At 63.4% G+C, this 18,268-nt stretch carries 18 protein-coding genes and 1 pseudogene; 10 read left to right on the plus strand and 9 right to left on the minus strand.

Annotated elements, in window-relative coordinates; all coding sequences use genetic code 11:
• Nucleotides 1-88: 88 nt before the first annotated feature.
• The 3 genes from GKZ68_RS06945 to GKZ68_RS06955 all read right to left on the minus strand — a co-directional run bounded on the left by GKZ68_RS06945 (nucleotide 89) and on the right by GKZ68_RS06955 (nucleotide 1,829).
• Complete coding sequence (locus GKZ68_RS06945) at nucleotides 89-478, minus strand: DUF2809 domain-containing protein (RefSeq protein WP_173112402.1); 390 nt, start codon at nucleotides 476-478, stop codon at nucleotides 89-91.
• A gap of 3 nt (nucleotides 479-481) precedes the next feature.
• A complete protein-coding gene (locus tag GKZ68_RS06950; protein ID WP_173112405.1) occupies nucleotides 482-1,318 on the minus strand; it encodes an oxygenase MpaB family protein in 837 nt (278 codons plus the stop codon).
• Nucleotides 1,319-1,442: 124 nt separating this feature from the next.
• The gene (locus GKZ68_RS06955) at nucleotides 1,443-1,829 is read right to left on the minus strand and encodes a tautomerase family protein (RefSeq protein ID WP_173112408.1); all 387 of its coding nucleotides are present in this window, start codon (nucleotides 1,827-1,829) and stop codon (nucleotides 1,443-1,445) included.
• Nucleotides 1,830-2,030: 201 nt separating this feature from the next.
• Between GKZ68_RS06955 and GKZ68_RS06960 the strand changes: the two genes are divergently transcribed.
• Complete coding sequence (locus GKZ68_RS06960) at nucleotides 2,031-2,426, plus strand: carboxypeptidase-like regulatory domain-containing protein (protein WP_173112411.1); 396 nt, start codon at nucleotides 2,031-2,033, stop codon at nucleotides 2,424-2,426.
• A 20-nt stretch (nucleotides 2,427-2,446) separates the two neighbouring features.
• Nucleotides 2,447-4,597 (plus strand): TonB-dependent receptor, encoded by a 2,151-nt coding sequence (locus GKZ68_RS06965; protein WP_173112414.1) that lies wholly within the window; start codon nucleotides 2,447-2,449, stop codon nucleotides 4,595-4,597.
• A 60-nt stretch (nucleotides 4,598-4,657) separates the two neighbouring features.
• On the opposite strand, the gene GKZ68_RS06970 is transcribed toward GKZ68_RS06965, so the two are convergent.
• Entirely contained in the window at nucleotides 4,658-6,973 is a 2,316-nt protein-coding gene (locus tag GKZ68_RS06970; RefSeq protein WP_173112417.1) for an RND family transporter, read from the minus strand.
• A gap of 100 nt (nucleotides 6,974-7,073) precedes the next feature.
• Between GKZ68_RS06970 and GKZ68_RS06975 the strand changes: the two genes are divergently transcribed.
• From GKZ68_RS06975 to GKZ68_RS06990, 4 genes are all read left to right on the plus strand, one after another.
• Complete coding sequence (locus GKZ68_RS06975; protein WP_173112420.1) at nucleotides 7,074-7,748, plus strand: carboxypeptidase-like regulatory domain-containing protein; 675 nt, start codon at nucleotides 7,074-7,076, stop codon at nucleotides 7,746-7,748.
• A gap of 72 nt (nucleotides 7,749-7,820) precedes the next feature.
• On the plus strand, nucleotides 7,821-8,075 hold the full coding sequence (locus GKZ68_RS06980; protein ID WP_173112423.1) for a hypothetical protein: 255 nt from the start codon (nucleotides 7,821-7,823) through the stop codon (nucleotides 8,073-8,075).
• Between the two features lie 76 nt (nucleotides 8,076-8,151).
• Nucleotides 8,152-8,622 (plus strand): SRPBCC family protein, encoded by a 471-nt coding sequence (locus tag GKZ68_RS06985; protein ID WP_173112426.1) that lies wholly within the window; start codon nucleotides 8,152-8,154, stop codon nucleotides 8,620-8,622.
• A 177-nt stretch (nucleotides 8,623-8,799) separates the two neighbouring features.
• Nucleotides 8,800-9,252: an ankyrin repeat domain-containing protein gene (locus GKZ68_RS06990; protein ID WP_173112429.1), complete on the plus strand. Its 453-nt coding sequence runs from the start codon at nucleotides 8,800-8,802 to the stop codon at nucleotides 9,250-9,252.
• 151 nt (nucleotides 9,253-9,403) lie between these two features.
• On the opposite strand, the gene GKZ68_RS06995 is transcribed toward GKZ68_RS06990, so the two are convergent.
• The 4 genes and pseudogenes from GKZ68_RS06995 to GKZ68_RS07005 all read right to left on the minus strand — a co-directional run.
• The gene (locus tag GKZ68_RS06995) at nucleotides 9,404-11,380 is read right to left on the minus strand and encodes a hypothetical protein (RefSeq protein WP_173112431.1); all 1,977 of its coding nucleotides are present in this window, start codon (nucleotides 11,378-11,380) and stop codon (nucleotides 9,404-9,406) included.
• A gap of 147 nt (nucleotides 11,381-11,527) precedes the next feature.
• The gene (locus tag GKZ68_RS07000; RefSeq protein WP_173112434.1) at nucleotides 11,528-12,436 is read right to left on the minus strand and encodes a glycan-binding surface protein; all 909 of its coding nucleotides are present in this window, start codon (nucleotides 12,434-12,436) and stop codon (nucleotides 11,528-11,530) included.
• Nucleotides 12,437-12,587: 151 nt separating this feature from the next.
• Complete coding sequence (locus GKZ68_RS22625; RefSeq protein WP_367949212.1) at nucleotides 12,588-12,812, minus strand: glycoside hydrolase family 9 protein; 225 nt, start codon at nucleotides 12,810-12,812, stop codon at nucleotides 12,588-12,590.
• Between the two features lie 74 nt (nucleotides 12,813-12,886).
• Nucleotides 12,887-14,377, minus strand: a pseudogene (locus GKZ68_RS07005) (glycoside hydrolase family 9 protein); the annotation flags it as partial.
• A 582-nt stretch (nucleotides 14,378-14,959) separates the two neighbouring features.
• Here GKZ68_RS07005 and GKZ68_RS07010 point away from each other — a divergent pair.
• The 3 genes from GKZ68_RS07010 (at nucleotide 14,960) to GKZ68_RS07020 (ending at nucleotide 16,795) form a co-directional block, all read left to right on the plus strand.
• Nucleotides 14,960-15,754, plus strand: a complete 795-nt coding sequence (locus GKZ68_RS07010) for a thymidylate synthase (RefSeq protein ID WP_173112437.1) — start codon at nucleotides 14,960-14,962, stop codon at nucleotides 15,752-15,754.
• A gap of 141 nt (nucleotides 15,755-15,895) precedes the next feature.
• Nucleotides 15,896-16,117, plus strand: a complete 222-nt coding sequence (locus tag GKZ68_RS07015) for a hypothetical protein (protein ID WP_173112441.1) — start codon at nucleotides 15,896-15,898, stop codon at nucleotides 16,115-16,117.
• A gap of 159 nt (nucleotides 16,118-16,276) precedes the next feature.
• On the plus strand, nucleotides 16,277-16,795 hold the full coding sequence (locus GKZ68_RS07020; RefSeq protein ID WP_173112444.1) for a hypothetical protein: 519 nt from the start codon (nucleotides 16,277-16,279) through the stop codon (nucleotides 16,793-16,795).
• Between the two features lie 50 nt (nucleotides 16,796-16,845).
• Here GKZ68_RS07020 and GKZ68_RS21650 read toward each other — a convergent pair whose 3' ends face one another.
• The gene (locus GKZ68_RS21650) at nucleotides 16,846-17,100 is read right to left on the minus strand and encodes a hypothetical protein (protein ID WP_217275326.1); all 255 of its coding nucleotides are present in this window, start codon (nucleotides 17,098-17,100) and stop codon (nucleotides 16,846-16,848) included.
• A gap of 167 nt (nucleotides 17,101-17,267) precedes the next feature.
• Between GKZ68_RS21650 and GKZ68_RS07025 the strand changes: the two genes are divergently transcribed.
• Nucleotides 17,268-18,242, plus strand: coding sequence for an amidohydrolase family protein (locus GKZ68_RS07025; protein ID WP_217275327.1), 975 nt, complete (start codon nucleotides 17,268-17,270; stop codon nucleotides 18,240-18,242).
• The last annotated feature ends 26 nt before the right edge of the window (nucleotides 18,243-18,268 follow it).

Raw genomic sequence — 18,268 nt, forward strand, 5'->3', positions numbered from 1 at the left:
TACTAAAATTATTGGCAAAAAATGATAACAAATTTCCCCTTACTTTTTCTGCGGTTAGCACCGCCGCCCGGCAAACGTACCTGCTGACCTAGTTCACCTTAGCCAGGCTACGCCGCGCCCGCAGCCGCTCCGCCCCCAGCACCACGGCCGCGCCTAGCGTGTAAGCCAGCATATCGCCCCACGCAAACTGGCTGCCCAGCACCAGCCGCGCCACCCGCGCGTGCTGCCAGCCTAGCCAGGCGAGCAGGTGCAGCGCCTGCGTGGTTTCGATGGCGTAAGAAACCAGTAGCGCCGCCAGGGCAACGAGCCCGGCTGGCACCCGCCAAATGCTTTTGAGCAGGCAGTAAAGCAAGACGGTAGCCAGCGTATCGCCGAGATAGGGCCGCACCAAGCCGTCGTGTACAAAGCGCGCAATAAAAATTTCCAGCGCCAGCAGGCCCGCCGCGAACAAGGCGTAAGTGTAATTCCAACGCACCATCGCCTAGCCTTGCGAAGCGGGCCAAACCCGGGCGTGGGGGCAGCCCGCCGGAACCGACGACGGAGCTGCTCCAGAGGCAACTGGCGCCGCATCGAGCGCCCGGATGCGCGCCGCGTACTCCTTAGGCAGCATCGTATTTTTCAGCCATTGGCTTAAAGCTAGCTGCTTGGTGGCGACATAAAAACCCAGCGCCGGCCGCAGCCACGCGCCGCTGCCCAGGCCCAGCTGCCGGCGCACGGTGGGCGGGCACACCAGGCCCTGCACGCCGCGCAGCAGCGCGTAGCGCGGGCTGCCCAGGTGTTTTTTATACTGCCGGTAAAGGTCAGTGGTGCAGTCGCTTAGGGCCAGGTCGGTGGCCAGGTGCCGGGCGCGGTCGGCCTGCCAGGCGGCGTAGGAGCTGGGCAGCTCCGGGATGCCCATGCGCCGGCCCACGCGGCAAAACACATCGGTTATCTCCGCGCATTCGGCTAGGGTAAGGGGCCGCTCCAGCAGCTCGAAGGCCCGGATGGAGTAGGCGATGAGCAGGTACAGCACGTCGCGGTAGGCCCAGTCGGGGATGCGCTGGCCCCGGCTAGCCTCCACCGCGCCGTGGATGGCGGCGATGCTGTCGATGGCCCGCTCGGCCCCGGCGCGGTCGGCAAACACAATGCGGCGGGCGTAATCTACGGTCGAAAACAGGCGGCCCAGCGGGTCGGCCGGCAGCCGGCCGGTGAAGTAAAGCCAGTCCACGGCCTTGTTGAGGGCAAACTCGGCTGCCGCCCCGGCAAAGATGAACAGCACCGTATCAGAAGTGCCCCAGATGCGGCGCACGATGGAGCCGGGAGCGACGAAAGTTTCCATAGGCTAGGCCAACACCCGCTGCCCGGCCGGGTGCCCGGAGCGGCGTTTTGCTTTGAAATTTATTACACTTTGAGATGCAAAGTTAATAACCTGGCCTTTACTGGTGCTCTTTACGGCGCGCTACTTACAGCTCGCCGGTCAGAAACTGAGCCCGGCCCAGGCCGAACGACCAGTCGGCCTTGGTGTTTTCGCTGACGCTGATAATGAGGTCGGTAGCTGGGATGCCGAGGGCGGCCAGGCGCTCGCTCATGGCGGCGTACATCGCCTGTTTCTGGGCCGTGCTGCGGCCCTGCTGCGTAATTTGGATAACCACCAGTTTATCGGTGCGGGGGTAGCCCAGGCCCGTATCGAGCGCCCGGATGAGGCCGGGGCGATGCTCGTGAAAAATCTGGTATTTGTCGAGCGGCGGCGCGGCAAAAAACTCCACCATCACGTCCTGGATGGCATCGGAGAGCGCGGTAATCTCCGCCTCGGTGCGGCCCTGGGTAATGTCAACGCGAACTAGCGGCATAAAACAAGCTTCCGCCTGAAATGAAAGCGGTAGGCTTCGGATACGGCCCCGGGCGCGGGTGAGTTGAGTATGCAAACCAGCGGCTCGTGCGCCGACCGGCTGCTAAACACGACCCGGAAGCCGGTAGCACGGGCAAGCTGGCCGGCGGGCAAGAAGCAACCTCGGGCGGCGGCTGGTGCCATTGGGGGCTTACTTCATGCGATGACCATCCAACTACTTCGGGCTACGCTGCTTGCTACGGCCCTCGGCAGCTGCGCGCTGCTTGCCCAGGGCCAGCCAGCGCCCCCGGCCGGCCGGGATGCCCGCGGCCCGGGCCGCCTCACGGGTACGGTGACCAGCGAGGCCACCGGCCAGCCGCTGGCCTACGCCTCGGTGGCGGTGCTCAGCGCCGCGGGCCAGCCGGTGGGCGGGGCCGTGGGCGGCGATGACGGCCGGTTTGTGCTGCCGGGCCTGGCGCCGGGCACCTACACCGTGCGGGTGAGTTTGCTGGGCTACCAGGAGCTGATTCGGCCCGGCGTGGTGGTGCCGGCGGGCGGCGGCGACGTGTCGCTGGGGCACTGCCGCTGGCGGCCGCGGCCCAGAAACTGGGCGAAGTAGTCGTAACGGCCCGCAAACCATTGATAGAAGAACTGGTAGACCGCACCGTGTACAACGCCGAAAACGACGAAACCACCCGCGGCGGCGATGCCACCGACGTGCTGCGGCGGGTGCCGCTGCTGAGCCTCGACCTCGACGGCAACGTAAGCGTGCGCGGCAACCAGAATATTAAGGTGCTCATCAATAACAAGCCCAGCACCATCACGGCGGGCAGCGTGGCCGACGGCCTGCGCCAGCTGCCGGCCGACCAGATTCGGCGGGTCGAGGTCATCACGTCGCCCTCGGCCAAGTACGATGCCGAGGGCGCGGGCGGCATTATCAACATCGTGACGAAAGGCAACGCCCTGCGCGGTGGCCAGCTAGCCCTCGATGGCAGCGGCGGCACCCGCTCGGGCACCCTTAACCTGAACGGCGGCTACCGCACCGGCCGCATGGGCTTTGCGCTGGGCGGCTTCGGCCGGGCGGGCTACAACACGCCGGGCAGCTTCGCCAACGAGCAGCTCACCACCAACCCCGCCACCGGCGCCCAAACCCGCACCACCCAGGCCGCCGACACGCGCCAAAACCAGCTGTTTGGGCGCTATACGCTGGGCTGGGACTTCGACCTCGACCCGCACCAGGGGCTAGCCGCCTCGCTCACCTACGGCACCCGCAACGCCACTACCTACCAGGATGGGCTAGCCACCGCTACCACCGAGCTGGCCACCGGCCGCCGCAATTCGGTGCGCAACGTGCAGCTCACCGACGAGTCGGGCACCGTCGATGCCAGCCTGGCCTACACCCGCACCTACGCCGTGCCGCAGCGCGAGCTGAGCGCGCTGGCCCTCTACAGTCGCAACCACCGCACCTATGCCTTCACCAACGATACCTACGCCGCCTCCGAGGCCAGCCAGCTCGGCCGCTCGGGCAATGATAACCCCAGCACCAACCAGGAAATAACCGCCCAGCTCGACTACCAGACTCCGATTGGTGCGCGCCAGTTGCTGGAAATAGGCGCGAAGGACATTCAGCGCCGCGTGCGTAGCGACTACCGCTACTACGGCCAGCTGGCTAGCCTGCAGGCGAATAACTCGTTCATCTACCGGCAGCAGGTGGCCGCGGCCTACGCCGCCTACACCCTGAGCCTGCCCAAGGGCTTTACCCTAAAGCCGGGCCTGCGCTACGAATACACGGCCCTGGCCGCCGACTTTGGCACCGGCCCGGTGGGTGATATTCCTAACTACGGCCTGCTGGTACCCAGCGTGAGCGTGCTGCGCAAGCTCGGCAATGGCAATGTGCTGAAGCTGGCCTACAACCGGCGCCTGCAGCGCCCCTCGCTGCAATTTCTCAACCCCAACCTGCAGGCCGCCAACCCGCTCGTTCAGACCCAGGGCAACCCCGCCCTGCGCCCCGAATACACCCACAACTACGAGCTGGGCTACGGCACCTTGCTGGGGCCGGCCAACCTCAATTTCTCGGTTTTCGCCCGCCACACCACCGGCGCCATCCAGAGCGTGCGCACGCCCTTAACCGATGCGACTTATCCCGGCGCGGTGCGCATCGACTACCTCAATATCGGCCAGGAAAACGCCTACGGCGGCAACGCTTTTTTCAGCCTCGACGTGGGCAGCAAGCTCAGCCTCAGCGGCGGCCTCGACCTCTACTACACGGTGCTGCAAAACAACGTGGCCGACCCGCTCTACGCGGCCCGCCACGCGGGCTGGGTGCTGGGCGGCCGCCTCTACGGCAGCTACGCCCTGCCCAAGGGCTGGAACGTGCAGCTCTTCAGCTTCTACCGGGGCCAGCAGGTGCAGCTGCAAGGCAGCCAGAGCAGTTTTGCCTTGTACAGCATGAGCCTGAAGCACGACGTGGCCGGCAAGAAGGGCAGCCTGGGCCTGGGCGCCGAAAACTTCTTCTCGCCCACCAATGCCGTGCGCACCGACCTGGCCAGCCCCCTGCTCAGCCAGCAGAGCACCACCGTGCAGCACCTCACGAGCTTCAAGGTATATTTCAGCTACCGCATCGGCCAGCTCACCGCCGAGCCCCGCCCGCACAAAAACGTGAAAAACGACGACCTCAAAACCGACGAAAACGGCGGCGGTAGCCAGAGCAACAGTAGTACGCCCGCGGCTACTCGTCCGCCCGCCACTCCCGCCCCAGCAGCGCCGGCGCCGCTGGCCCCCAGGCCGTAGGCGTGGCTAGCCCCAGCCAGCGGCGTACTGCGGCCGACTGGGGGGCGTTACCTGAAGCTATTAGTCCTTGCTCACCAGCGCGGGCACCGCTCCGGCTAGCCGGCGCTTGCGCCCATAAATACCCAGTATCAGCAGCGGCAGTAGCGTGAGCTCGGCCACTACGCCGAAGAGCAGCGTAAGCCCGATGAGGAGCCCCACGTAGAACGTGCCGTCGAACGACGAGAACAGCAGCGTGCCGAAGCCACCCACCAGGATGAGCGAGGTTACGACAACGGCCTGCCCGGCCAGAATATAGGTGCGCCGCACCGCCTTGAAAAGGTCCGGCTCGTGCCCCATCGTGAGGCGTAACTTGCTGATGAAGTGAATGGTATCATCGACCGCAATGCCGAAGGCGATGGTGAAGATGATGCTCGTGCTCACCTTCATGCTCACCCCGGCTAGCCCCATCACGCCCGCCACTATCAGAATGGGCAGCAGATTGGGAATGAGCACCACGATGGTCATGCGCACCGACTTGAAGAGCAGCAGTACGATAATCGTCACCATCGCCACGTCAATGGCCATGCCCTGTATCATGTTGAGCGTCAAGTTCTCATTATTCTTGTCAATGAGGTTAGAGGAGCCGGTGAGGCGCGTGCGCAGCACCGTGGTATCGATGCCCGAGCGCAAAAAGTGCCGCAACGCGCCATTTAGCGCGTCGGCCCGGATGCTGCCCACGTCCACCATGCGGCCGGTGAGGCGGCCGGCCGAGCCGTCGGGCAGGGCCAGCGCCCGAAACTCGGGCCGCTTGCGGAACTGCCGCAGCGGCCCGCGCAGCTGGGCTAGCCCGGCCGAGTCGGCGGGCAGGCGGTACTCGGCCAGCCCGCCGCCGTGCAGCGCCTGGTGCGCGGTGCGCACCAGGGTGGCCGGCGAGGCCGAAAACTTGAGGCCGTAGGTGGTGGCCAGGTAGCCCTCAATTTTCTCAGTCTGAGCCAGCACGGCGGGGTCGAAAATGTTGCGCCCGCCAGCCGGTTTCAGCTCCAGCTCGAAGGGCCGCACGCCGGCGAAGTGGTCGTTGAAAAAGGCGAAATCCTGGCGCACCGGGTCGTGTTGAGACAAGTCATCGAGCAAGGACGAATTGATGCGCACCCGCGTGGCTAGCCCGATGCTGGCGGCCAGAATGAGCCCGCTGAGCACGAAAATGAGGTGGCGCCGGCGCAGCACGCCCGCAAACAGCCGGCCCAGCACGCCATCCCAGTCGTGGCCGTGCTGGCGCGGCTGGCGCAGCGCCGGCTTATTGAGCAGCACCAGCATGGCCGGCAACAGCGTGAAGCTCAAGATAAAAGCCAGGAGTACGGCAATGCCCGTAAACAGCCCGAAGTTGTGAATGGGCCGGATGGTGCTCGTCATCAAAGTAAAAAAGCCGATGCTGGTCGTCAGCGCCGACAGCCCCGAGCCGAAGCCCGACTCCTTGATGGTGGTGCGCAGGGCGTGCTTTTTGCCCGCGCCATAGCCCAGCTCGCTCACGTAGCGGCTGATAATGTGGATGGTATCGGACATGCCCACCACGAAGAGCATGAGTGGCAGCAGGGCCGTCATCAGGTCGATGCTGATGCCGCAGGCGCCCATCACGCCCAGGCCCCACACTATCGCCCCCAGCACCACTACCAGCGGCAGCACCACGCCCCACCAGGTGCGAAACGTGAGCCACAACAGCCCCATTACCAGCAGGAACGACAGCGACATGAAAATTATCATCTCGCGCTGCAAACGGTCCACAAATACCGACTGCGCCACCGCCTTGCCCGCAAAATGCACCCTAGCCGCGGGCAACCCCGCCCGCGTCAGGCCGGAGCGCAGCGCCGTCAGCAGCGAGTCGCCGGGCGGCTTTTTGAGGTCGGGCGTGGTTTGAATGACCAGCGCCACGGCTCGCGCGTCGGGGCTGAAGACGTTGCCCACCAGGCCCGGCGTTTTATAAATCAGCGTCGAGTCGGTGGCGCGGCGGCCAGGGGCAGTGCGGTACTCGGCCGGGTGCAGGTAGGGGAGGGTGTAGGCCCCGAGCCCCTCCACCACGGTCTGGCTGAGGGTGGTGGGCGAGGTGACGTGCCGCACGTGGCGCTGGCGCCGGGCCACCGCCGTCACGCTATCGACCTGCGCCAGGAAGGCCGGCGAAAAGGCCGTTTGGCCCGGCCCGGCCTCCAGGGCCAGCAGCAGGTAGTCGTTGTCGTTGCCGTAGCGCCGGGTGTAGCCCTGGTAGTAGTCCAGGTCGGGGTCGCCGGCGGGGTAGAAATCGTTGAAATTGTAGTTGAAGCGCAGCTGAGCGGCAAAGTAGCCCGCTAGCCCCGTGAGCAGGGCCAGCACCAGCAGCGTGAGGTAGGCAGTTCGGCGAAGGGGCATGAAAACAAGAGGGCCGCAGCGCGAACTTTGGCGCGCGGCCTCCTTATAAAGTGCGCGCCCGGCCTCAATGTTCCCCCGCTTTTTACTTAGTCTGCTAGCCTTGCTGCTGCCCCTGGCCGCCGCAGCCCAAACTGCCAGTGGCCGCGTGGTAGCCAGTAACACGGGAGCCCCATTGCCCCAGGCCACCGTCCGGCTCGCTGGCCAGGCGGCCGGCACCAGCACCGACGAAGCGGGCCGCTTCAGCTTGCCGCTGCCTGGCGCGGCCCCCACGGCCCGGCTCATCATCTCGCACCTCGGCTACCAGTCGCAGTCCTTGGCCGTAGACCAGCTCGGCCCCGTGGTGGCGCTGGAGGAGTTAGCGTATCAAATTGGCGAAGTGGTCGTTACCTACGAAAGTATTCGCAAGCTGCTGCTTAAGAAATGGAAGATTGACGAAGGCTCCATCGTGGCCGTGGCCGATAATGTCATTGCCGACGTGCAAAAGACGGACTCGCTTAGGGCGAAGAAGCTGCTGCAAAATCCCAGCTCGCTGCGCGCCGTATTAAAGCTTGCGCGCCTGGTATTTTTAGACGATGGCACCGTCAAAGTGAAAATGCTGCTATTCGGTAGCAAGGCGAAATGGCAGCTAGATGAGGCGCAGCGCACGTTGCACGTGGTGGGCCTCAAAGGCAATGATGAGCCGATAACGATAGTAGAGTTGACTGCCAATCGCTTAGTCATCCACGACGCCGCCAATCCCAATCGGCAAGATGAAGTATATATCCCGGCCGACTAGCTGTCTGGTTTACCTTTCTTCGTACTTTAGCCTCAGCAACTTTTAACAAGCAACAGTATCCTCCCGGCTCCCATGAAAAAGTCTCTGCTCGCCCTCGCCCTGCTGGCTTCGGCCACCACCGCCTTCGCCCACGACGGCGACAAGCCCGCCGCCAAAGGCAAAAAAGCCGACCACTGCACCGCCGCTGCCGCCGCCAAGTGCGAAAAAGGCATGGCCAGCACCAGCACGGCCGGCATGCCCGCCTGCTGCCGCGCCAAAATGGCCGCCGCGAAGGCTAGCGCACCCGCCACGGCCGACGTGAAAACGGCGTCGGTAAAGTCCCTTTAAGCAACTTGCTTTAAGTAAGTTATTAAAAAGCCGCTCGTTTGGGCGGCTTTTTTAGTTGTAACTCTATCATGCAGCAATGGCTACTATCGAGGTACTAACGCGCATTAACGCTCCGCAGGAACGCTGTTTATACTTGGCATTAAGTGTTGACTTACACGCGGTTTCGGCTCGGCAGACTAAGGAGGAAATAATAGCCGGAGTACGCACTGGGGTTTTGCAACTCCATGACGCAGTCACTTTTCGGGCGCGCCATTTCGGGATATGGCAAACATTGACCAGTAAAATCACCGCGCTCCAAGCCCCTGCTTACTTTCGAGATGACATGCAACAAGGCGCCTTCAAAAGGATGTGGCATGAGCATTATTTTGAGTGCGATGGCGCCACAACGCTCATGCGGGATGTTTTTGTTTTTACCTCGCCATTGGGTTGGCTAGGTAAGCTTGTGGATGCTTTGGTGCTGAAACGTTATATGCGGCATTTCCTACAGCAGCGCGGGCTTGTGGTGAAGCAATATGCTGAATCTAATGATTGGAAATCAGTTATTTAGCTGGGTTTGTCCGGAAGCATACTGAGGTAAAGCGGTTAGGGAAATGGTAAAATTGACCACAAGCGATTACCCAGCGTGCCAGTAGCTGACCTGGCAAGTTGACTGTATGGGGATAAACGGGTCACTGAAGATGTTTTTAGCCTTAATTTAGCGGTTGAATTGACTTATTCTTATAAAATGAAAAGAACTATACTCTTCATTGCTACCTTTTTCTGCTTCGCTTTTACTGCGCACGCCCAGGCTCCCGGCAAAGAGTTGGCGAAGGCAGTGCTAAAAAATAATCTTCCCGCCGCCGAAACTCTGCTCACGGCCGGGACCGACCCCAACGCTGTGGTGGAGGTGGTGCCGGGCTTCCCGACTACCTACCTCGTGACCGCCGCCAGCAACGGCAGCATTGACCTGGTAAAGCTGCTGCTCAAGTACAAAGCACAGGTGAATCAACCCGATGGCTTCAAGGGCACAGCCCTGATGGCGGCAGCCGGCAAAGGCAACAAGGCAATGGTGGAGTTGCTGCTGGCTAGCGGGGCCGACGCAAGGGCCAAAGACGCCGATGGCAAAGATGCCCTGGCGCTAGCTAAGGAAGGCGGCAATCAGGAGGTAGTGGCCCTGCTGGCGCAGAAGCTGAAGTAAGGTCCGAAAAGGGGCAGTACGCACCGCCTTTAAAACAGCAGCCCACGTGCGCGGCCGAGCTTATCAGCTCCAACTGCCTATTTGCTCGCCGGGCTGGTAGGGGCCTAGCGGAGTGGCTGGTTCCTAAATTTCGCAAAGCGAAGGAGCAAGATTACTCACTTACTAGGGTGAGGTAGCTGCCCGCGTCGAGCGTGAAGCGGGCCTGGCCACCGGTCACTGGCAGCGGCGTGGTTTTGAGGTTGGTGCGGGTGGGGTCGGTTACGTAGGCGCGCAGGGTTTTCACTCGCGCCGGCAGGCCGGATAGCGTTACCTGGCGAGTGGCGCCGTTGTTCACCATATGCACCGCATACACGCCTTTGGCCGGGTTGCCGAGGGCCGCGCAGGCAATGGCGGGCCGATTAGCTGTGAGGGGCAGGTAGGCTACATCCGGGGGCGTAGCGGCCAGCTGCTTCAGGTTCCAGAAGCGCTGGGTGGGATGCAGCGGCGCGGTATTGCCAAAGAGACCGCCCCCGGCCAGGGGCGAATAATCTGACGTAAGCTGCCACTGCAAGATGCTGAGCGGCTGGCAGATGGCGAGTAGACGCAGATACAGGCTGATTTCCTGCGTGGCGTAAGTAGGCTCCTCAAAAATGGCAGGGTAGCCCCAGGCCTGCGCGTCGATGCTGCCCTCGCCCACCAGCAGCGGCAGCTTTATTGCCTCGGCGGCGGCGGCCCATTTTTGCAGGGTTGGCGCATCCCAGCCGCGCCACGAGTGAAACGAGACGGCCCCGATGTAGGGCCTAGCGGCCGCATCCTGCAGGGCCGGCCCGATGAAGCTGTAGCTAGTGGCGTCTGAGTTGTCGCCCAGCAAGAGCTTGGTCTTCAATCCCCGCGCGACGAAATACGCCCCGAGATTTTTAATGAGGTCGGCGTGCTCTTGGCCGGTTTGGCGAATATTAATGCCCAGGTCCGACTCGTTGAAGGAAAACAGCGTGGCCTCCACGCCGTACTGCTCCTTGAGGTACACCAGGTAGTCGGCAATGGATTTATAGCTGGCTTGCAGGTTGACCGGGTTGAGGGGAGCGCCCCAGCGGCCGTCGGCGCCCGGCCCGGTGCCGTTGCCTTGGTCGCCTACCACGGCCCACTGCGGCGCCGACCACGCCGTGACTACCACCGGCATGCCCAGCTTACCCAGGCGCTGGGCCATTTCCAGCGATTCGCGCACGTGCGGGGCTAGCTGGCCCTGCCGCGCAGCGGCGGTGGGGTCCTGGGCCAGGTCGGGCTGCCAGAGCTGCCAGGGCATTTCTACGCGGCCATAGGCCACGCGCATATGCTGCAGGCAATAGTTGATTACCGGCGGGTCGCCCGCCGGGTTTTGCAGCCGAAAATTGCCCCCGAAGCCGGCCCACGGCCGGCCCGGCTGTGCCGGGTTCAGCGTGAGCTGGATGGGGGCGCGGTCAATCTCACCGCTGGATGTGAGGGTGATAGCGCGCTGCGCGGTCTGACCCTTGCGCACGCTGCCCGTGAGCAGGGGCACGTAGAGCGTGGGGTTGTGAGTGGCCGCATCGGGGCGCAGCTGCACCTGCGTGGGCTCGGCAAAGCCTAGTAGCAACTGGCGGGTAGGGGCCGTTATCCGAATTTGGTGGGCCGCCGGGGCATCGCCCGCCGGCCCGTCGAGGGGGCGGCTAGCCAGCACTTTGCCTTGGCCATCCAGAAACTGCACCGTAGCCTTGGCGTAGGCGGCCGGAGGGAGGGCCAGGGCAAAAAAGGCCCCGAGCAGCGGGCGGTTGGTTTCGCTGCTGAGCTGCACCGTCACGGTGGCCTGCCCCGCGCCGGTGTCTTCCACCGTTTCGCGAAAAACCAGGCTGTCGAGGCGAGTCGTTACCAGCTGCCGGGGGCCCTGGCGGGTGTAGGTAGGGCGCTGGCGCTCGTGGGCGGTGGCCACCACGTGTGCCCAGTCGGCGCGCACTACTTGCAGGCTCGTGGGCACTTCCAGCAGCTGTCCTTGCCGCCGAATCCCCGTCAGGTTGCCCCAGGGCGCCAGCTCAGCCTGCGCCTGGACGGCTCGCGGGGGGAGGGCTAGCGAAAGAAGGGCTGCCGCCAGCGGCGGTGTAAGGTGGTGTTTGAGGTGCGAGATAAGGTTCTTCAAGTGGAGGAATAGAATTAAGGCCCGAAAAATCTACCGCTGGCGCCGGCCAGCCGCCCCAGTGGGTAAAAGCAAAAAAGAACAGCCGCACTTGCGTAGCGGCTGCTCTTCAAAAATGGGAAGGAAGTAGCTTATGGCCCTAGCGGTCGCTTAGTCCTTGGGCACCACGCGGAATGTATCGAACGAGATATCCGCGTCGAGCACGCCATCGCCGATAAAGACAAGGTGAACCTCGTGCATCGGCTTATTGAGGGCCGCAGGGTCTTTGATAAACGAGCTCAGCGGAATCGTCATGGTGCGCCACTGCCCGCGGGTATTAACGGGCGACGTGGGGGTCCACCAGTACGTGTTTTTAGCATCGACGTCCCCATCAATACTTATCCGGATAGCATTGGTATTAAACGGCTTAAGTGTATTTACTTCGAAGCGCAGCACGTAGTTGGCCAGGTTGGCCACGATGTCGCTGGGCAGCGCGATATTGTTGTGCGCCGAGAATTCCGTCCAGGTCCAGGCGCCAATGCTTTGGTTGATGCGCACATAAGGCCCGTTTACCGGGGCCGGCGTGGGGCCGGTGGAAATAAACGCATTGCTGCCCCACACGCTGCCGTTGGTATCGTAGCCGAAGAGGACGTTGCGGTTGTCTTTGTAGCGGCCCGGCACGGCAGTTTCCTTGCCATTGGCATCCACCACCTTCACGGTAGCTCCCGGCGTGGCCGAGGCTGGCACCGTAAAGTACACCGAGTCGGCAGTAGACTGAGTGATGGTTAGCGGCGCACCGTTCCAGAGCACCTTGCCCTTGGCGGGGGTCACCTCATAAATGTCAAAGTTGGTGCCTACCACCGCCACGCGCTGGCCGGGTGCGGCGTACTCGTTGCTCAGGCCCGCCGTGGTTAGGGCCGGGATGCTGAGCCGGTAGCCGGTCTGGGCCGTGCCGCCGGGCGTGGTAACGGTGATAGTATTCGTCACGTTTTTGGGTACTGCCCGCGGCACCTGCAGCGTAATCTCGTTGGCCGTGATGTAGGCGGTGGTCAGGTCCACGTTTACGTCGTTGAAGGCCACGCTGCAACACTAAGGCGTGGCAATAGACAAAAAATTATTTTTCAGAATATTTTTTTGTCTATTGCAGAAGTTTTTTTTGCCAGTAGAAGCAAAAATGCCCGTGCAAGTCATCAATCAGCCGTAACTGTCGAGCTAATTTGTGGTGGTTGGCTTACCTGGAGTTTTGCGTGCGCATCGGCGGCGCAGGGGCTACTTGCTGCTGCAGGGCTTCGAGCGCGGCGGCTAGGTACACCAGCGGCGCCTGCCAGTTGATAGCAATTTCGTTGGAGGCGTAGGAGCACACCAAGTCGCTATAAGCGAGTGGCGGCAGCGCCGAAGGGTAGGCGCAGCCATCCTGGCGGCCGGGGTTGGGGCCGCCCACCAATAAGCCAGGCACGGGGCCGGCACGCCATCGGCCTCGGAGGGGCGGTGGTGGGGGTGCTGAGGCGCACGGGTGCCGCTGCCCGTCACGAAGCAATAGCCGGTGGCATTGCGCCCCAGCAGGTAGTCGAGGTTGGTGAGGGCCGCCGCCAGGTAGGCCCGCTTGCCGCTGAGGCGGTAGGCCTGCACCAGCGCAATGCCCTGGTTGGCGGCCTCGGCATTGCTGCCCCAGCCGTAATCGGTGGCGCGTTGGCCCATTACGGTGCCGTAGGCGCGGGTGGCGTAGCCGGCTTGCAGGCTGTCGGCCAGGGCGCGCACGCGCTGCTGCGCCTGGGGCAGGGCTTGCCGGCCCGCTAGGGTTAGGCTGGCGCCAAACCGCAGCAGGGTGAAGTACGCCAGCGGCCGTACCTGCGCCCAGCTCGCCGGGCGCACGGGCCCCGCCAGCAGGTGACCAGCTGTCCAATACTGCTCATCCTTCGTAGTTACGTAGAGCTCGGTGGCGGCCCAGGCCCACTCGTCGCGCACGTCCTCGTCGCCGTAGGCTCCGGTCTGGATGGCGGGCTGAAATTGCTGGTTTAGCTCCTGCTGCCGGTAGTAGGTGGCCGGGTGCTGGCGCGCCCAGGCCCAGGCCTGGGTCGAGGCCCGCAGGCACGAGTCGGCCAGGCCAGGCAGGGCGCGGCCGAAGGGCCGAAACACCCGGCTGGCCTGCGCCAGCGCGGCGGCAAAGTCGAGGCTAGCGGCCGTGCTTTTCTGCACCACGTAGCGCGCGGCAGTGGCCGCGCCAGGCATTACCATGCCGTCGAAGCTGGCATTGGTGAGCTTGTGGTACACGCCGCCGTCGGCGGGGTCCTGCATGGTGAGCAGCCAGCGCAGGTTCCAGAGGGCCTCGTCGAGCACGTCGGGCAGGGTGTTGGCACTTTCCGGAATAGTAGACTTAAGCTGCGCGCAGTAGGCCGGGAAGTCTTCATAGAGCGAAAACAGCGTGCCCAGCGTAATGCCCGAGTTCACGACGTACTTGTTGTAGTCGCCGGCATCGTACCAGCCGCGGGGGCTGGCCAGTACCGTGCCGGTCGGCCGCTGGGCGGTGGCCGCTGAAGCGTGCACCAGCACCTGGGTATCGGGGTGGCCGGCGGGGCGGCTCCAGGGGCCGGCGTAGGCGGGTGGCAAAGCCGTGGAGGCCCGTTGATAATAAAAGCCTTTAAGGGCGGCCTGGGCCACCGCCTCGTGCACCCGAGGCTTTATCTGAAAGGGAAAAGAAGTGCCCAGGCCCGGCCCCGCGAGCACAAACGTGCCCACCGCTCGGCAGGCCGAAAAATCGGCCACGCGCACCGTTTGGCGGGCTAGGCTATCGTAGCGGGCGGGGCCTAGCTGCCCCGTAAAAACCGTCCGCCCGCCGCTGGGCGCCGTGAGGATGAATGGCCCAGCCGCCGCCCCTACTACCACTGCCACCTTGGGCGCGGCCGGGTAAAATCCCACCTGGTTGAGGTGAATAACCGGCTTTGGTTGCTGTGCCTGGGCTAGCGGCGTGCTTGCCTCCATTATACAATACACTAAAGACCAGCGTCGTATGTTGTGAATCATTAGGTATAAAAGGCCCGGATAGAGGCGGGTTAATTTGAGTAGCCTTGCAAGCTGAATAGTCCCAGAGTGAGCTGGGTCGGGTCACGGGTAAAGATAGTCGGGTCCTTTTGCCACTGCGGACAGACAAATTCATATGGCGTCAATCCGGGTAGGCGTTTAAGTCGCGTGGCAGGATTGTAGGCTAGCCTCATCGGCGCCCGGCTAGCCCAGGAAACCAAAATATGGCTGAAGCAAACGAACTGGAGCACCTTGGAAAGAGTCGACAGCCTGAGTTTTACCTATGTGGCCTATTTCTGCCACTGCTTCAAACGGTAAACGAGGCCAGAGCCTTTTAGAAATAGTTGTTATTTGCACCAGACAGTTTTTGAGTTCTCTACTGAGACACTGCTTTCGGGGCCAAGCAGCGGGGTAGTTGGCCCCGGGAGTAACTTTGCAGGCTGCCGGTCCTGGTCCTTACTTTCGCCAAGTTAGGCTCCCGAACTCCTGGTTTGCCTCAAATAGCTACGCTACCGCCCCCTGGCTTTTGCCGGGTTGAGTTTCTAGTCCGGCGAGTTTACTAGCTTTCGATATCCACTTTTGCGCATGCGCCAGTACCACGCCCTTCTGCAAGAAATTCTCGACCACGGCACCCTCAAAACCGACCGTACCGGCACGGGTACGCTGTCCATCTTCGGGCCGCAAATGCGGTTTAATCTAGCTGAAGGCTTTCCGCTGGTCACCACGAAGAAGGTTCACCTGCGCAGCATCATCCACGAGCTGCTGTGGTTTTTGCAGGGTGATACTAACATCGCTTACCTAAAGGCTAACGGCGTGAGTATCTGGGATGAATGGGCCGATGAGAACGGCAACCTGGGCCCGGTGTACGGCTACCAGTGGCGCAGCTGGCCCGACGGCCACGGCGGCCACATCGACCAGATTTCGCAGGTCATCAGCCAGCTCAAAACCCAGCCCGACTCGCGCCGCCTGGTGGTGAGCGCCTGGAACGTGGCCGACCTGCCCCAGATGAAGCTGCCGGCCTGCCACGCGCTGTTTCAGTTTTACGTGGCCGACGGGCGGCTCTCGTGCCAGCTCTACCAGCGCTCGGCCGACGTGTTTCTGGGCGTGCCCTTCAATATTGCCTCCTACGCCTTGCTCACCCTGATGGTGGCCCAGGTGACGGGCCTGGCGCCCGGCGAGTTTATCTGGACCGGCGGCGATACCCACCTCTACAGCAACCATTTGGCGCAGGCCCGCCAGCAGCTGGAGCGCGCGCCGCGCCCGCTGCCCACCATGCGCCTCAACCCGGCCGTGACGGACATTTTCGGCTTTCACTACGAAGATTTTCAGCTGGAAAATTACGACCCCTGGCCGGCCATCAAGGCGCCAGTGGCCGTGTGAAACCAGGCGTTCGGTAAGCACAACCCGGCATTGGGCCGGCCAGGACAGCAATTGGACGAAACAAAGGGGAATAGCTGAGGTAAAAGAGTGAGCTTTGCGCCTGTTATTCTGCGCTGCTACACCTTCCCTTCTGCTCTCACTATGCTTTCGCCAACTTCTATCAGCTCGCACCTTTCGGTGGAGCACCGGGCCTACGTGGCGCTTTATGCCCTGCAACTGGGCCGTTTATCGCGCCAGGCCATTCTGGAAATCTACGAAGTGACGGAGGCTGACCTCCAGTTTTACCGGTCCGCCTGGGAAGAGCTGCAAGCCAGCCACGCCGACCGTAACCGGCCTTTTCCGCGAATTAAGCTGAATGATTAATTGAAAAATTAGCATTTTGTTCAGATTTAGTTTGATTAAGGCTGGCGGTTAATGGGCACTTTTATCAAGGCCTGTGATTTGCCGGTGGTCGCTGGCTGACCCTGGTCCGCCTACCTAAACGGCCGGGGCGCCGTACCTTGCTGGCCTAAGAAGTGCCGGATGAAAATGAAGATTTGGGCGCTGCTAGGCGCGGGGCTGCTAGCGGCCGGAGCCGCCCGGGCCCAGGAAAGCTATGCGGCGCCGGGCTTTCCGATGCTGCCCGTGCGGCGCCCGCGGCCGCCCGAAGTAGTGGCACCGCCGCTGGCCTCGCCCGTGCTGCCGCGCTTCTGGCACGAAACTGACCCTGGCCGGCAGGCTAGCGGGCGCGACCAGTTTTTCAAGTTTGTGTCGGAGCAGGCGCACTACCCGCCCGGCGCGCGCCCGGCCCCCGACCACCCCCGCGACCTGCTGCCCACCGGCCGCCTGCTGGTGAGCGTGCAGGTGCGTGCCAACGGCTCGGTGCGCCAGCCGCCGCGCATTGTGCGGCGCGAGCTGGCCCGCCCCGAGGCCGACTACCCGCCCGCCGCCCTGCGCGCGCTCGATACCGAAGCGCTGCGGGTGCTCAGCGCGCTCCGATTTGCGCGCTCCCGGGCGGTGCAGGATTCGCTGCTGGTGCCCATGCGCTTTATTACCGAATAAGCGGCGCACGACTTACTACCTTCGTTAGGGGCATAGCCCCAGTTATTTACTCAGCTAGCAATATGCGCTTCGTTAAAACCCTGCTGGTGGCTGGGGGCTGCGCCGTATCGGCCCAGGCCCAGCAGGTTAGCTTTGTGCACGCCAACGTGGTAGACGTGGCGACCGGCATCATTCGGCCCGACCAGACGGTGGTTATCCAGGGCCCGCGCATTGTACGGGTGGGGCCGTCGGCTAGCCAGGCGCCGGCCGGCCGCGTGGTCGATGCCACCGGCCAGTACCTGCTGCCGGGCTTGTGGGACATGCACACCCACGTGTATTTCGACGGCACGGCCAACGCCGGCACCCGCCTGATTTTACCGCTGCTGCTGGCCAACGGCATCACCGGCATCCGCGACATGGGCAGCCAGCTCGACTCGATTCTCGCGGCCCGGGCGGCCGTGGCAGCCCACCGCCGGCTAGGCCCCGGCTGGTGGTGTCGGGCCCCATGCTCGACGGGGCCAAGTCGCCCTACCAGGCCGCCATTGCCATTGCCACGCCCGCCGATGGCCGCCGGGCGGTGGCGATGCTCAAAGCGCGGGGCGTCGATTTTATCAAGGTGCAGTCGTTTGTGCCGCGCGCGGCCTACTTCGCCATTGCCGACGAAGCCAAAAAGCAGGGGCTGTCGCTGGAAGGCCACGTGCCCGACGCCGTGCGGGCCACCGAGGCCGTGGCGGCCGGCCAGCGCACCTTCGAGCACCTGATTGGCATTTTTGAGGCCAGTTCGCCCGACGAGGATAAGTACGTGAGCGGCAGCATCAAGTCGCCGGGCCGGTTGCTGGCCACCTATGCCCCCGCCCGCGAGGCGGCCATTATCAAGCGGCTAGCGGCCGCCCACGTGTGGCAGTGCCCCACCCTGTACTGGGAGCGTGGCCAGTGGCTGGTCGATGCCCTCGACTGGCGCGCCGATTCGGCCGGGCTGCCCTACGCCGGCCGCAGCTGGGTAACGCAGCGCTGGCCGAAGTCGCAGCAGGGCATTGCCCGCAGTATGGACTACGAGCCGCTGGCCGTGCGCGAAAAATTCGTAGCCCACGAGTTGGCCATCGTGCGCAAATTGCACGCGGCCGGGGTGCCATTTTTGGCCGGCACCGATGCGCCGGCCGGCGTCGACCTGCTGCCCGGCGTGAGCCTGCACCAGGAGTTGCAGCGCTTCGTAGCGGCCGGCTTCACGCCCCTGCAAGCCCTGCAAACGGCGACGCTCAACCCCGCCAGGTTTTACAAGCGGTCTCGGGACTTGGGCGCCGTGCTGCCCGGCCGCCTGGCCGACCTGCTGCTACTACAAGCCAACCCGCTGGCCAATATTGCCAACACGCGCCGCATTGCCGGCGTGGTGGCCGATGGCCGCTACTTCTCCCGGCCGGCCCTCGATAGCCTGCAAGCCAGCCTGCGGCAAGTAGCGGCTGGCCTGTAATCGCTAGCTCAGCTAAAGTTGTTGAT

This window comes from Hymenobacter sp. BRD128, assembly GCF_013256625.1.
In the GTDB taxonomy this organism is placed as follows: Bacteria; Bacteroidota; Bacteroidia; order Cytophagales; family Hymenobacteraceae; genus Hymenobacter.

Bases quoted from the DNA above. Each gene is read 5' to 3' on its own strand.
- GKZ68_RS06990 (WP_173112429.1), top strand. From the start codon at position 8,800: ATGAAAAGAACTATACTCTTCATTGCTACCTTTTTCTGCTTCGCTTTT.
- GKZ68_RS06985 (WP_173112426.1), top strand. From the start codon at position 8,152: ATGGCTACTATCGAGGTACTAACGCGCATTAACGCTCCGCAGGAACGC.
- GKZ68_RS07010 (WP_173112437.1), top strand. From the start codon at position 14,960: ATGCGCCAGTACCACGCCCTTCTGCAAGAAATTCTCGACCACGGCACC.
- GKZ68_RS06950 (WP_173112405.1), bottom strand. From the start codon at position 1,318: ATGGAAACTTTCGTCGCTCCCGGCTCCATCGTGCGCCGCATCTGGGGC.
- GKZ68_RS06955 (WP_173112408.1), bottom strand. From the start codon at position 1,829: ATGCCGCTAGTTCGCGTTGACATTACCCAGGGCCGCACCGAGGCGGAG.
- GKZ68_RS07015 (WP_173112441.1), top strand. From the start codon at position 15,896: ATGCTTTCGCCAACTTCTATCAGCTCGCACCTTTCGGTGGAGCACCGG.
- GKZ68_RS06945 (WP_173112402.1), bottom strand. From the start codon at position 478: ATGGTGCGTTGGAATTACACTTACGCCTTGTTCGCGGCGGGCCTGCTG.
- GKZ68_RS06970 (WP_173112417.1), bottom strand. From the start codon at position 6,973: ATGCCCCTTCGCCGAACTGCCTACCTCACGCTGCTGGTGCTGGCCCTG.
- GKZ68_RS07020 (WP_173112444.1), top strand. From the start codon at position 16,277: ATGAAAATGAAGATTTGGGCGCTGCTAGGCGCGGGGCTGCTAGCGGCC.
- GKZ68_RS06980 (WP_173112423.1), top strand. From the start codon at position 7,821: ATGAAAAAGTCTCTGCTCGCCCTCGCCCTGCTGGCTTCGGCCACCACC.
- GKZ68_RS06960 (WP_173112411.1), top strand. From the start codon at position 2,031: ATGACCATCCAACTACTTCGGGCTACGCTGCTTGCTACGGCCCTCGGC.